Annotated in this window: 12 protein-coding genes; 9 read left to right on the top strand and 3 right to left on the bottom strand. The window is 61.9% G+C overall.

Features of this window, described 5'->3' with window-relative positions; translation table 11 throughout:
• Positions 1-249: 249 nt before the first annotated feature.
• The 5 genes from ASD58_RS14545 to pcp all read left to right on the top strand — a co-directional run bounded on the left by ASD58_RS14545 (position 250) and on the right by pcp (position 5474).
• Complete coding sequence (locus tag ASD58_RS14545) at positions 250-2499, top strand: TonB-dependent receptor (protein WP_057261870.1); 2250 nt, start codon at positions 250-252, stop codon at positions 2497-2499.
• Positions 2500-2659: 160 nt separating this feature from the next.
• Positions 2660-3166: a hypothetical protein gene (locus tag ASD58_RS14540; RefSeq protein ID WP_156401281.1), complete on the top strand. Its 507-nt coding sequence runs from the start codon at positions 2660-2662 to the stop codon at positions 3164-3166.
• 15 nt (positions 3167-3181) lie between these two features.
• Positions 3182-3886, top strand: coding sequence for a DUF969 domain-containing protein (locus ASD58_RS14535; protein WP_057261868.1), 705 nt, complete (start codon positions 3182-3184; stop codon positions 3884-3886).
• Positions 3883-4833 (top strand): DUF979 domain-containing protein, encoded by a 951-nt coding sequence (locus ASD58_RS14530; RefSeq protein ID WP_057261867.1) that lies wholly within the window; start codon positions 3883-3885, stop codon positions 4831-4833. Before ASD58_RS14535 ends, ASD58_RS14530 begins: the two co-directional genes overlap by 4 nt.
• The gene (gene pcp, locus ASD58_RS14525; protein ID WP_057261866.1) at positions 4830-5474 is read left to right on the top strand and encodes a pyroglutamyl-peptidase I; all 645 of its coding nucleotides are present in this window, start codon (positions 4830-4832) and stop codon (positions 5472-5474) included. The genes ASD58_RS14530 and pcp overlap by 4 nt, the downstream gene beginning before the upstream one ends.
• Before the next feature lie 86 nt (positions 5475-5560).
• On the opposite strand, the gene ASD58_RS14520 is transcribed toward pcp, so the two are convergent.
• The 3 genes from ASD58_RS14520 to ASD58_RS14510 are packed head-to-tail and all read right to left on the bottom strand — an operon-like array spanning position 5561 to position 8479.
• Positions 5561-6463, bottom strand: a complete 903-nt coding sequence (locus ASD58_RS14520; protein WP_057261865.1) for a LysR family transcriptional regulator — start codon at positions 6461-6463, stop codon at positions 5561-5563.
• Entirely contained in the window at positions 6448-7374 is a 927-nt protein-coding gene (locus ASD58_RS14515) for a pseudouridine-5'-phosphate glycosidase (RefSeq protein ID WP_057261864.1), read from the bottom strand. The genes ASD58_RS14520 and ASD58_RS14515 overlap by 16 nt, the downstream gene beginning before the upstream one ends.
• Positions 7375-7378: 4 nt before the next feature.
• Positions 7379-8479 carry a carbohydrate kinase gene (locus ASD58_RS14510; protein ID WP_057261863.1) on the bottom strand — a complete coding sequence of 367 codons (1101 nt, stop codon included), beginning with the start codon at positions 8477-8479 and terminating at the stop codon, positions 7379-7381.
• 221 nt (positions 8480-8700) lie between these two features.
• On the opposite strand from ASD58_RS14510, the gene xapA reads away from it, so the two are divergent.
• The 4 genes from xapA (at position 8701) to ASD58_RS14490 (ending at position 14219) form a co-directional block, all read left to right on the top strand.
• Positions 8701-9540: a xanthosine phosphorylase gene (xapA, locus tag ASD58_RS14505; RefSeq protein WP_057261862.1), complete on the top strand. Its 840-nt coding sequence runs from the start codon at positions 8701-8703 to the stop codon at positions 9538-9540.
• Between the two features lie 126 nt (positions 9541-9666).
• Positions 9667-10860, top strand: a complete 1194-nt coding sequence (locus ASD58_RS14500) for a phosphopentomutase (protein WP_057261861.1) — start codon at positions 9667-9669, stop codon at positions 10858-10860.
• Positions 10857-11819 (top strand): deoxyribose-phosphate aldolase, encoded by a 963-nt coding sequence (gene deoC / locus ASD58_RS14495; protein WP_057261860.1) that lies wholly within the window; start codon positions 10857-10859, stop codon positions 11817-11819. The genes ASD58_RS14500 and deoC overlap by 4 nt, the downstream gene beginning before the upstream one ends.
• 12 nt (positions 11820-11831) lie before the next feature.
• Positions 11832-14219, top strand: a complete 2388-nt coding sequence (locus tag ASD58_RS14490) for an aldehyde dehydrogenase family protein (protein ID WP_373994449.1) — start codon at positions 11832-11834, stop codon at positions 14217-14219.
• Positions 14220-14272 lie beyond the last annotated feature (53 nt).

Genomic DNA, 14272 nt, shown 5'->3' with positions numbered 1-14272 from the left:
TTGGGCACGTAATCAAACTGCAATCACTTGTTCCTGCAGTCGAATCCGCTTCTCACGGCATGGATTCGTGGCTCACTACTATGCAGCAGGCGCTATATGTATGGCAAATACGTTTTTGCTTACTTATTTATATGCAAGTCAACTAAATGAGGGGTTTCTCGTAAGTAAGAGAAGGCATTTGCTTTCGTGTTAGGATTTGCGCCATTGCAACATTACGTTACTTTTCTTTTAAAGATTGGAACATCGGGTATGGATAAACGCCTCAAGCACTCCCTGATTGCACTGGCCGTGGCCGGCGCATTTCCCCTTCATGGCGCGTTCGCGCAAGAAGCCACTACCACCACCGAAGAAGTGAAAAAGCCGGGCCAGCTGGAGACCGTGATCGTTACGGCGCAGCGCCGCGCCGAAAACATCAAGGACGTGCCGATGGCGATCGCCACCCTGAAGGGCGAAAAGCTGGACGTGCTGACTTCCGGCGGCCAGGACATCCGTTTCCTGAACGGCCGTTCGCCATCCGTCTCCGTCGAATCCGACTACGGCCGTACCTTCCCGCGTTTCTATATCCGCGGCCTGGGTAATACCGACTTCGACCTGAACGCCTCCCAGCCGGTTGGCCTGGTGATGGACGACATCGTGCAGGAAAACCCGATGTTGAAGGGCTTCCCGGTGTTCGACGTGGACCAGGTGGAAGTGCTGCGCGGCCCGCAAGGGACCCTGTTCGGCCGTAACTCCCCGGCCGGCGTGATCAAGTTCGACTCCGCCAAGCCGGTGTTCCGCCAGGAAGGCTACGTCAACGCAGGCTTCGGCAAGGACCGCGTGCGCAACCTGGAAGGCGCCTACAATATTCCAGTTAACGACGTGCTGGCCGCCCGTATCTCGCTGCAATCGCAGCACCGCGGCGACCGCGTGCACAACGACCGTCCGGGCGCGCCGATCGCCGATTTCGAAGGCTACAAGGACAACGCCGGCCGTATCCAGTTCCTGTTGAAGCCTAATAAGGACTTCAGCGCGCTGCTGAACGTTCATGCCCGCGACATGGACGGCAATGCCACCCTGTTCCGCGCCAATATCCTGAAGAAGGGCACCAATGAGCTGGTCGATAACTTCGACTACAAGTCCTACCCGACCGATGGCGGCAACGAGCAGCACCTGAAGAACAAGGGCGCCAGCCTGCGCCTGCGCTGGGATACCCCGGGCCTGACCTTCCACTCGATTACCGGCTACGAAACGCTGGACTTCTACAGCCGTGGCGACGTGGACGGCGGTTATGGCGCCTCCTTCCATCCTCCGATGGGCCCAGGCTTCATCCCGTTCCCGGTCGAAACCGCCGACCTGATTCCTGACCATAAGCAGTGGTCGCAGGAATTCCGCGTCGAGTCCAACAACAAGGGCCCGCTGCAATGGATCGCCGGCTTGTTCTACTTCGACGAGCATATCCAGATCGATTCGATCTCGTTCGACTCCTTCACTGCCGGCAACCCGCAGAACGCCGCCTACTCGACCCAGCAGCAGGATGCCAAGTCCTATGCCGCCTTCGGTACCATCAACTACACCGTGAACGAAGCGTTCAAGCTGCGTGCCGGCCTGCGCTACACCAAGGATAAGAAGGACTTCATCGCGACCCGCGTTGAGCCGCCTCAGTCGGCATCCAATACGCTGAACAACACCTCGAGCAACGTAAGCTGGGACCTGAGCGGTACCTACACCGTCGACAAGGATACCAACGTGTTCGGCCGCATCGCTACCGGCTACCGTGCGCCATCGATGCAAGGCCGCTTGTTCGACCTGACCTCCAAGCCATCGCAGGCTGATGCCGAAAAGGCGGTGTCCGTGGAATTCGGCGTGAAGCAAGACCTGTTCGACCGCCGCGCGCGCATGTCTGCCACCGTGTTCAACTACCGCGTGAAAGACAAGCAGCTGACCGCCGGTTCCGGCTCGGTCAACATGAACCAGCTGGTCAACGCCGACAAGGTGACCGGCCGCGGCGTGGAACTGGACCTGCAGGCCAACCTGAGCGATGCCTGGGCCGTGACCTTCGGCACCAGCTACAACGACACCAAGATCAAGGACGCGAACCTGTTCGTGCAGCCTTGCGGTGGCGGTTGCACCGTGCTGGACCCGACCAAGGCAATTGCTGGCGGCACTGTCGCCGTGATCGACGGCAACCCGCTGCCGCGCGCACCGAAGTGGCAGCATAACTTCACCCTGCGCTTCAGCCAGCCGCTGGGCGATGGCGAAATCTACGCCTACACCGACTGGGCATACCGCACCTCGTACAACTTCTTCCTGTACGAAGCAGCCGAGTACAAGGCCAAGGAACTGCTGGAAGGCGGCCTGCGCGTGGGCTATCGCTGGAACGACGGCAAGTATGAGCTGGCTGCCTACGGCCGCAATATCACCAACCGTATCCAGGCCCTGGGCGCGATCGACTTCAACAACCTGACCGGTATCGTCAACGAACCGCGCACCTACGGCGTGCAGTTCAAGGCGAACTTCTGATCGTTCTGCATTGCCGCAAAAGACGCGCACTCCGGTGCGCGTTTTTTTTGCTGTCTCCAGGCAGGAAATGACATGCAGTGCGAGATGAGCTACAGTCGCCCATTCCAATATTGAAAACTATCTCATGACTATGATACGAAGATTTGGCGTTGGAGCGAGTTTGTTGGTGCTGTCGGTGTTGTCGGGCCTTGCGAGTGCCGCGCCGAGCTATACGGGGTCGTTCATGGAGAATATGCGAGCGTATGTCAAAGACGCAGGAGCGAAGGCAGAAATAGCAATGTCCTCCGAGCTTGTATACCGTGGCAAAACCGAAGATGGGTGGGTGGTGTTGGGAACGATGCCGGAGGAAATGGTCGCATATTCTTTGCAGCAATGGAGTGAAGCGTCAGCATCCAGGCTGGCAAGTTCTTCGTTCAGCGAAAATGACGTGATCTCCAAGCTGGTCATACTTGGCATGAAAATGACTGGTTGCGACGACTTTGACTTAACGGCAGTTGAGCGCCTTCCGCTTCAGCAGGCGACCTTACGAACTGCCAATGGCGAGCAGGTTATCGAACCACAGGCATATTCGGAACGCTGGGGAGTGAATGCATGCGGCAAGGCACGGACCTGGCATATTTATGATGCCAATGGGACGACCGAATTTGTCGAACTGGTTGAACCCTGACTATTGGGAATTAGTATGCAGGCATGGCAATCAACCATCAATATGTGGCCGCTGTTGGGCGTCGCCGTGATTGTGCTCGGATTCCTGCTGCGGCTGCACCCCGTGCTGGTGGTTGTCGCGGCCTGCTTCACCACCGGCTTTGCCGCTTTCATGCCGGTCGAGGCACTGTTTGCCTCGCTCGGCACGGCGTTTGTCAAGACGCGAAACCTGCCGATGATCTACCTGCTGCCGCTGGCGGCAATCGGCTTGCTGGAGCGTTTCGGCTTGCGCGAGCATGCGCAAGCTGCCGTGGCGCGCATGCGGTCTGCGACAGCCGGGCGGCTGCTGATTGTTTATCTGGCCGTCCGTGAGTTGTCCGCCGCGATGGGACTGACCTCGCTCGGCGGACATCCGAATATGGTGCGGCCGGTGGTGGCGCCGATGGCGGAAGGGGCGGCACTGCTTCGAAATCCTGAACTCGATGACGAGCAACGCCAGCGCGTTCGCGCCATGGCTGCCGCTACCGACAATGTAGGCTTGTTCTTCGGCGAAGATATTTTCGTTGCATTCGGCGCCATCGTCCTGATGCAGACCGTGCTGCGCGCCGAGGGCATTGAAGTCGACCCGCTGCATATGGCCCTGTGGGGCATCCCGACGGCGATCAGCGCGTTCATCATCCACGCATGGCGGTTGCGCCGGCTTGATCGCTACCTGATGCCGCGCGCCGGAGGCAGCGCATGATCATCCGCGTCGAGTATTTCTATTACCTGCTGGGCATCCTGTTGGCGATGGTGGCGCTGATGTCCTTTGGCGACCGCAGCAATCCGCGCCGTTGGACTACCGGCCTGTTCTGGACTCTCTATGCCATGGTGTACCTGGCAGGCGAGCGTTTGCCGCCGGCCATGGCGGGGCTGGCGATGATCGTCATGGCGATCCTGGCGGGATTTGGCGGCGTCAGGAGCGGCAAGCCGGATGTGCTGCCGGACGATGCCCGGCGTGCCAGCGCGGCGCGGCTTGGGCATAGGCTGTTCGTGCCAGCTTTGGTCATTCCCGCCGTTACGATGGCGGGCTCCACGCTGCTCAAGGATGTGCGCATCGGTGAGCTGTTTGTGCTGGACCCGAAGTACCTTACGCTGGCCAGCCTGGGTTGCGCGGCAGTGATCGCCGTCGGCGTGGCCTGCTGGTTGACGCGTTCCACGCCGCTGCAGGCTGGCCGCGAATCGCGCCGCCTGATAGACGCCATGAGCTGGATGATTGTGCTGCCGCATATGCTGGCGGTGCTTGGGTTGCTGTTCAGCGAAGCGGGCGTGGGCAAGGCGGTGGCGCAGGTGACCACAAGCTATATCGGCCTCGATTCGAAACTGGTGGCGGTGGCGGTGTATTGTGTCGGCATGGCGCTGTTCACGATCGTGATGGGTAATGGCTTTGCCGCTTTCCCTGTGATGGCGGGCGGCGTCGGCGTGCCTGTGCTGGTGGCGAAGTTTGGCGGCAATCCCTCGGTCATGGCTGCGATCGGCATGTTCAGTGCCTATTGCGGTACGCTGATGACGCCAATGGCGGCCAACTTCAACATCATCCCGACCGCGCTGCTGGAACTGACCGACCGTCATGCCGTGATCAAGGCGCAGGTGCCGACGGCCTTGCCGCTGCTGGGTGCAAATATCATTCTGCTGTATTTCCTGTTATGAAAACTGTTCTGCTGACGGGCTTTGAGCCTTTTAATAAAGAGCCTATCAACCCTGCCTGGGAAACCGTGCGCGCGCTGGATGGTTGGGGCGAGGGCGATTTCCGTGTTGTGGCGCGCCAGTTGCCTTGCGTGTTTGGCGACGCGAACGCGGCCATGGCGGCGCTGATCGATGAATTGCAGCCGGCGCTGGTGATCGCGGTCGGCCAGGCTGGCGGCCGGGTCGACCTGTCGGTGGAGCGGGTGGCAATCAATGTCGACGATGCGCCGATCAAGGACAACGCCGAGCAGCAGTTGGTGGATGAGCCGATTGTGCGGGATGGGCCGGCAGCGTATTTTTCCACGTTGCCGATCAAGGCTGTTGTCGCTGCGTTGCGAGCGGTCGGCTTGCCGGCTTCAGTGTCGCAGACTGCCGGCACCTTCGTGTGCAACCATGTGTTCTACGGCTTGATGCATGCCCTCGCGGGCCGCCGCGACGTGAAGGCTGGCTTCATCCACATTCCATACTTGCCGGAGCAGGCGGCACGGCATCCCGGCGCAGCCAGCATGTCGCTGGTCCAGATGATCGAAGGAGTGCGCATTGCCGTGCGCACTTCGCTGGCTGTCAAAGTTGATATTTCGGCGGGGGCAGGGACGACACACTGAGGCCGCGGCCTGGTTGGCGCGCTGCTGGTTTTCCGGCCTTGGCTGATCGCGGACAAGGTCTTTGCCCGCGCCAACTGAAGCCGGCCTCAGGTTGCCGGTGGCCGCAAGATATTGAGGAAGGCACGCACAACGGGCGCGTCATCCAGCGTGGTGTAGGTGATGTACAGGTTTGCCGACGGCGCGTTGGTGCGGATCGGCAGGAACACTACGCCCGGCCAGCCGATACGTGCCGTGGTTTCCGGCATCAGCGTGACACCCAGGCCTGCGCCGACCATGGCCAGCAAGGTTTGCGGCTCGTGCGCCTCCTGGAAAATCTCCGGCTGGAATCCCGCATTCACGCAGCACTGGATCAGGTAGCGCGGAAACGCCGATTTGTCCAACGCCAGCGTCAGCATCGGATCATCGGCAATATCCGCCAGCTCGATCGCATCCATCTTCGCCAGCGGGTGGTGTTCATTCACCGCCACGCAGACATTCTCGCGGAAGCACAGTTCCTGCTTCAGATTGTCGCGCCGCAGTTCATCATCATCCAGCTTTGGCTCGCGCCAGAAGCCGACGTCGATTTGCTTGGCGCGCAGCGCGTCATACTGCACCGTTGGACCCGACTCGTGAATAGTCCAGGTCACGCGCGGATATTTGCTCTGGAATTCTTCCAGCATCGAAGGAATCGGCCCCCACATTGCCGAACCCACGATGCCCACGCGCAGGCGGCCCACTTCGCCGCGGTCGATCTGGCGCACGGTGTCGATGGTCATGCGCATTTTGGCCAGCAGGTCCGATGCTTCCTGCATCAGGGCCTTGCCGGCGACAGTCAGCTCAAAGGTGCGCGTGGTGCGGGCGAACAGCTTCACTCCCAGCTCCGCTTCCAGCTTCATGATCTGCTGGGACAGCGGCGGCTGCGAGATATGCAGGCGTTCGGCCGCGCGGCTGAAGCTCTTCTCTTCGGCGACGGCGAGGAAGTACTTTAACTGTTTCAGGTCGATGGACATGGATGCTCCTGCAGCTCACGCGCCAGGGCAGCGCCGACGCGCGCGTTGTTTTTCACCAGTGCGATATTGGTCTTCAGGCTGCGGCCCTCGGTAAGGGTCTTGATGCGTGCCAGCAGGAAGGGCGTAACCTTCTTGCCGGTGACGCCGTTTTCTTCGGCTTCCTGCAGAGCGCGCAGGGTGATGGCGTCGATTTCGTCTTTCGGCATGGCTTCTTCCACCGGTACCGGTGCGGATACCACCACGCCGCCATGCAGGCCAAGGGCCCACTTGGTGGAGATGAAAGATGCCTGTTCGGCGGCCGTGTCGAGCTGGAAGTCGGCATTGAAGCCGCTTTCGCGCGTAAAGAATGCCGGGAAGCCAGGCTGGCCGACGGATACCACCGGCACGCCATGCGTCTCCAGGTATTCCAGCGTCAGGCCGATGTCGAGGATCGATTTCACACCCGCGCACACCACGGCCACATTGGTCTGGGCCAGTTCCTGCAGGTCGGCGGAAATATCCATGCTGGTCTCGGCGCCGCGGTGCACGCCGCCGATGCCGCCGGTGACGAATACCTTGATGCCGGCCAGTTGCGCGCAGATCATGGTTGCTGCCACGGTGGTGGCGCCCAGCTTGCCCTGCGAAAGGACGTAGGCCAGGTCGCGGCGCGAGACCTTGATCGCGTCCGGCGAGTTGCCAAGTTCTTCGAGCTGTTCCTCAGTCAGGCCGACGCAGATCTTGCCGCCGATAATGGCGATGGTGGCCGGCACGGCACCTGCGTCGCGGATGATCTGCTCCACTTCACGCGCGGTCTGCACGTTCTGAGGGTAGGGCATGCCATGCGAAATGATGGTCGATTCCAGCGCGACGATCGGCTTGCCGGTGGCGCGGGCATTGGCGACTTCTGGGGAGAAGGACAGGAACTGGTGCATGGTTTTACTCCTCGGTATGCGCGATGGCGAGCAGGTCTGCGCTCAGCTCGGGCGACACGGTGTGCGGGCTGGCCAGGGTGATCGAGGCGGCTTTCAGTCCGCGCTCGCAGGCCAGGGTCAGTTGTTCGGGGTCCTGCAGCAGCGACCAGCAGACGGCGGCCGAGAAGGCATCGCCGGCGCCGGTCACGTCGACTACCTTGGCGTCATGCGCCGGCAGCCAGTGCAGCGCAGCGCCCAGTGTGTGATAGACGCCGCTGGCGCCGCAGGTGACGATGATGTCGCGCGCGCCATCGGCTTGCAGCGTGTGGCAGGCCGCTTGCACGTCGGCTTCGGTCGGCAGGACGCGGCCGGCACGGGTTTCCAGTTCGCCGCGATTCAGGATCAGCAGCGACAGGCCGGTCAGGTCTTTCGGCAGGCGTGCCATTTTTGGCTGCGAAACGGCGACCACCACCAGCGGCACGCCGGAGGCACGGGCATCGGCCATCAGCATGGCAACGGATTCGATTGGCACGTTCAGGTCCGCCACCACCATGCCGGCGGCATTGCGCTGCGGCTGGCGGCTGGCAACCCAGCCTGGAGTAAGCTGGTCGAAGATGGCCATGTCGGCCAGCGCGACCACCATCTCGCCGGAGGCGTCCAGCACGGCGGTGTAGGTGCCGCTGCCGATGCCGTTGACCTGCAGGCTGCCTTCCATGCCGATGCCGAATGCTTCGGCCTGGGCGCGCAGGGCGCGGCCGGACGAGTCGTCGCCGAGGGCGGTCAGCAGGGAGCAGGGCAGGCCGAGCTGGGCCAGGTTGGCGGCGATATTCCTTGCCACTCCGCCAAAACTTTCCTCAGCGCAAGCCGGGTTGGAGGTGGCCATTTGCAGCGGGGCATGTGGGCGCAGCTTGCGGTCAAGGCAGGCTGCGCCGATGCACAGCACGGTGCGCTCGTTGCGCAACACATAGGCGCGGCCCAGCAGTTTGCGCTCGCGGATCAGGCTGGCAATGTGGCCGGCCACGGCAGAGCGCGACAGGGCGAGCTGCTCCGCCAGCTCTTGCTGGGAGATGAAAGGGTTAGCCCGGATCAGCTCGTAAAGCTGTTCCTTGCGGGAGAGATCGGTCACGAAAAGCTCGCTATAAACATTTGTTTGTGATGCTAAACATTTGTCCGTTGCGTGTCAAACGGAAGCTGCTCCTATAATAAACACATATTTATAGCGCTTGCGTATAAATAGTAAAGAAAAATGGTATTTGCCATACATATAGACGATGATGCATAGTGTCGTGGTACGTTCAAGGGCCTGTTCTGGCCAGCTCACCTAAAGATATAAAAACGAGGAACTCCATGTCTTCCAATACCCCATTCCAGGCAGCCGCCATCATCCGTGCTCGCATGCCGGCCAATTTCCAGCCACGCGTTGCAATGATCCTGGGCTCCGGCCTTGGCGTGCTGGCCGAACAGATGACCGATGCAGTGTCGATCTCCTTCGACGAACTGCCAGGTTTCCCGATCTCTACCGTGCACGGCCACGCCGGCCAACTGGTACTGGGCACGCTGGCGGGCGTGCAGGTTGTCTGCCTGAAGGGCCGCGGCCACTTCTACGAAGGCTACGGCCCTGCGGTGATGACTTCCGCCGTGCGCACCATCAAGCTGCTGGGCTGCGAGATGCTGTTCGTGACCAATGCTGCCGGCTCGCTGCGCACCGAAGTGGACGCAGGTTCGCTGGTGGCGCTGAATGACCACATCAACTTCCTGCCGGGTACCCCGATGGTTGGCCCGAACGATGAGCGTTTCGGCCCGCGTTTCTTCTCGATGGCGAATGCCTACGATGCGGACCTGCGCAAGCTGCTGCAGTCGACCGCTGCTGACAAGTCGATCACCCTGCATGAAGGCGTGTACATCGCTTACCCGGGCCCGAACTTCGAGACTCCTGCTGAAATCCGCGCGTTCAAGACCCTGGGCGCGGATGTTGTCGGCATGTCGGTGGTACCGGAAGTGGTGTCGGCGCGTCACTGCGGCCTGAAAGTTGTTGGCGTTTCCGTTGTTACCAACCTGGCGGAAGGCCTGTCGCCGTTCCCGCTGTCGCACGAGCAGACGCTGAAGTATGCGGCTGTTGGCGCGGAGTCGCTGATCAAGCTGATTCTGGCGTTCCTGGAGAATGTGGCCAAGGCTCCTAAGGCTTAAAACCGGTAAAGCGATGTCTGACCCGCAGGGTCAGACACCTTCAGATCGGCGGCCTGCGGCTGCGGCACACAGGTGTCTGACCCTGCGGGTCGGGCACCGAACTAACGGTTTTGAGAGAGGCACCCCATGTCCCGCGCATTTATCCTGTTGTTAGACTCCTTCGGCCTCGGCGCAACGCCGGACGCCCATAAATACGGCGACCAGGCCTACAACACTTTCGGCCACATCGCCAAATGGGCGGCCAGCGAAGGCAAGCCGATGTCGCTGCCAACCATGGAAGGCCTGGGCCTGGCGGCCGCCGCGCATACCGCGTCCGGCCAGTGGGCTGCCGGCTTTGAGAAGCGCGACGGTTTCACCGGCGCTTACGGCGCGGCACGCGAACAATCCACCGGCAAGGATACCCAGTCCGGCCACTGGGAAATCGCCGGCGTGCCGGTGCTGTTCGACTGGGGCTACTTCCCGAAAGAAGTGCCGTCCTTCCCGAAAGAACTGACCGACAAGCTGCAGGAGCTGACCGGCGTCCCGGGCTTCCTCGGCAACTGCCATGCCTCCGGTACCACCATCATCAATGAACTGGGCGACGAGCACGTCGCGACCGGCAAGCCTATCCTGTACACCTCCGCCGACTCCGTGCTGCAGATCGCATGCCACGAAGAGCACTTTGGCCTGGAGCGCCTGTACGATATGTGCGAGAAGGCCTATGAGCTGGTCAAGCCGTACAACATCGGCCGCATCATCGCCCGCCCGTTCGTAGGCGCCAACGGTGACTACAAGCGCACCGCCAACCGCCACGACTATGCCGTGCCGCCAAGCGCGCCAACCCTGCTGGACCACGTGAAGAACGAAGGCGGCGAGGTGATCGCACTGGGCAAGATCAGCGATATCTACGCTGCGCAAGGCGTGAGCCGCGTGCTGAAGGGCCCGGACAATATGGCGCTGTTCGACAAGCTGCTGGAAGCCCAGCGCGAAGCGGGCGACAAGTCGCTGACCTTTGTCAACTTCGTCGACTTCGACATGCATTTCGGCCACCGCCGCGACGTCGCCGGCTACTCGAACGCGCTGCATGAAATGGATGCGCGCCTGCCGGAATTCATCGCCAACCTGAAGGACGGCGACCTGTGCGTGATCACCGCCGATCACGGCTGCGACCCGACCGCACCAGGCTCCGACCATACCCGCGAACATATTCCTGTGCTGTTCTTCGGCCCTGGCGTCAAGCCACAGTCGCTCGGCATTTCCGAGACTTTCTCCGACATCGGCCAGACCATCGCGCATCACCTGGGCGTGAAACCTCTTTCCAACGGAACCAACCTGCTATGACCATCATCGAAAACTTCAAGCGCAACGAGGCCATTGGCCTCGACCTGGGCTGGCTGAATCACATCCACGTGAACAAGGCCGCCGCGGACCGCCGCGCCGCATCGCTGGCGAACCGCCGCACCGTGAAGAAAGAGTACCAGGCCGCCTGGCTGGTGAAGGCAATCGAACTGATCGACCTGACCACCCTGGCCGGCGACGACACCCCGGGCCGCGTTGAGCGCCTGTGCATGAAGGCCATGCGCCCGCTGCGCCAGGACCTGGTGGAAGCACTGGGCCTGCAGGAGCGCAAGATCATGACCGGCGCCGTCTGCGTGTACCACGAGATGATCCAGCATGCGGACGCAGTGCTGAAAGGCCGCCTGCCAATCGCCGCAGTGTCGACCGGTTTCCCGGCCGGCTTGACCAGCATGGAAACCAAGGTGCGCGAAGTTGAACTGTCCGTCGCGGCTGGCGCTAAAGAAATCGACATCGTGATCACCCGCCAGCACGTCCTGACCGGCAACTGGCAAGCGCTGTACGATGAAATGCTGGCTTACCGCAAGGCTTGCGGCGAAGCGCACGTGAAGGCCATCCTGGCCACCGGCGACCTGGTGACGCTGGAAAACGTGGCGAAGGCCTCGTGGGTCTGCATGATGGCCGGCGCTGACTTCATCAAGACTTCGACCGGCAAGGAAGGCGTCAACGCCACCATTCCGGTGTCGCTGGTGATGGTGCGCGCGATCCGCGAATACTATGAGCGCACCGGCTTCAAGGTGGGCTACAAGCCGGCCGGCGGCGTAGGTACCGCCAAGGCCGCGCTGCAATACATGACCGTGATGAAGGAAGAACTGGGCAACGAGTGGCTGGAGCCGCACCTGTTCCGTATCGGTGCTTCGTCCCTGCTGACCGACATCGAGCGCCAGCTGGAGCACCATGTGACCGGCGCCTACTCCGCCGCCCATCGCCACGCGCAACCATAAGAAGACAACGCCATGCCAACTATTAACGAGATCCTCAACACCATGGACTACGGCCCTGCACCAGAAAGCCAGAAAGAAGCGCAAGCGTGGCTGGAGCAGCGCTCCCGCAAGTTCGGCCTGTTTATCGACAACCAGTGGACCGAGCCTGGCGAAACCTTCGCCTGCTTCAACCCGGCCGACGGTTCGCAACTGGCTGAACTGACCCAGGCGACTGCCGTCGACGTGGCACGCGCCGTCACCGCGGCACGCAAGGCGCTGCCGGGCTGGCAGGCACTGGGCGGCCATGGCCGCGCCAGGATCATGTACGCGATCGCCCGCCTGATGCAAAAGCATGCGCGCCTGTTTGCCGTGCTGGAAACCCTGGACAACGGCAAGACCATCCGCGAAACCCGCGACGCCGACCTGCCATTGGTCGCGCGCCACTTCTACTACCACGCTGGCTGGGCGCAGTTGCTGGACGAAGAATTCCCCGGTCACCGTGCCGTCGGCGTAGTCGGCCAGATCGTACCCTGGAACTTCCCGTTGCTGATGCTGGCATGGAAGATCGCTCCAGCCCTGGCCGCCGGCAACACTATCGTCTTCAAGCCGGCTGAATTCACGCCGCTGACCGCAATGCTGTTCGCCGAAATCTGCCAGCAGGCTGGCGTGCCTGCCGGCGTAGTGAACATCGTGACCGGCGACGGCCGCACTGGTGAAGCCATCGTCGGCCACCAGGGCATCGACAAGCTGGCCTTCACCGGTTCCACCGAGGTCGGCCGCATCATCCGCGAAGCCACCGCCGGCACCGGCAAGAAGCTGTCGCTGGAACTGGGCGGCAAGTCGCCCTTCATCGTGTTCGAAGACGCGGACCTGGATGCCGCAGTCGAAGGCCTGGTCGATTCGATCTGGTTCAACCAGGGCCAGGTTTGCTGCGCCGGCTCCCGCCTGCTGGTGCAGGAATCCGTGCAGGACCGTTTCCTGAAGAAGCTGAAGGCGCGCATGGACAACCTGCGCCTGGGTTCCCCGCTGGACAAGTCGATGGACATCGGCGCCCTGGTCGATCCGATCCAGCGTCAGCGCATCGCCGGCCTGGTGGATTCCGCCCGTGCCGAAGGCTGCGAGGTGTACCAGCCTGCCGGCTGCGAACTGCCGGCCACCGGCTCGTGGTTCCCGCCAACCCTGATCACCGGCGCCTCGACTTCCGCCGCAGTGGCGCAGGCCGAAATCTTTGGCCCGGTACTGGTGGCAATGAGCTTCCGTACTCCTGCCGAAGCTGTGCAACTGGCTAATAACACCGTGTACGGCCTGGCTTCCTGCGTGTGGACCGAGAACATCTCGCTGGCGCTGGACATGGCGCCGCAGATCAAGGCTGGCGTGGTGTGGATCAATACCGCCAACCAGTTCGACGCTGCCTGCGGCTTCGGCGGCTACAAGGAATCCGGCTACGGCCGTGAAGGCGGCCGCGAAGGCATGTTCGAGTATCTGGTGCCTGTGTCGGAAGATGCACGTCCGGCTGCCCCGACCTTCAAGAAACCGTCCAAGCCTGACACCGAATTCGCCCCATCGGCTGATCCGTTTGCGGTTGACCGCACCGCCAAGCTGTACATCGGCGGCAAGCAGGCACGCCCTGACGGCGCTTACTCGCGCGCCGTCCACGGCACCGACGGCAAGTTCCTCGGCGAAGTGGGCGAGGGCAACCGCAAGGACATCCGTAACGCGGTAGAAGCTGCACACAAGGCGACTGGCTGGACCAAGGCCACTGCGCACAACCGCGCGCAAGTGCTGTACTACATTGCCGAAAACCTGGCCGCTCGCGGCGCCGAATTTGCCGAGCGTATCGCTGCGCAGACCGGCGCCAAGAACGCCGAGAAGGAAGTGCAAGCCTCCATCGAGCGCCTGTTCTACTGGGCAGCATGGGCCGACAAGTACGACGGCCTGGCCCACCAGCCGCCGATGCACGGCATCACCGTGGCGCTGAACGAAGCGATCGGCGTGATCGGCATCGTTTGCCCGAACGAGAATCCGCTGCTGGGCTTTATCTCGCTGGTGGCGCCTGCGATCGCTGTGGGCAACCGCGTGGTGGCTGTGCCTTCGGAAGCCTATCCGCTGTCGGCGACCGATCTGTACCAGGTCTTCGATACGTCGGACCTGCCGGGTGGCGTGGTGAATATCGTCACCGGTTCGGCGGATGAGTTGGCGCGTACCCTGGCGTCGCACTCGGATGTGGATGCTGTATGGCGCCACGACGGTTCGGCTGCTGGTTGTGCCGAAGTTGAGAAGCTGTCGGCCGGTTCGCTGAAGCGCACCTGGACGGGTGGCGCGAAGGGCCGTGACTGGTTCTCGACCGCACAGGCAGGCGGCCGCGTTGTGTTGGCGCATGCTTCGCAAGTGAAAAATATCTGGATTCCTTACGGCGTCTAAAACCGGTAAACCAGTGTCTGACCCACAGGGTCAGACACTTGGCCTGCGACAGC

The organism is Duganella sp. Root1480D1 (genome assembly GCF_001427305.1).
Taxonomy (GTDB): domain Bacteria; phylum Pseudomonadota; class Gammaproteobacteria; order Burkholderiales; family Burkholderiaceae_D; genus Rugamonas.
This window is presented reverse-complemented; position numbering and strand designations above follow the sequence as displayed.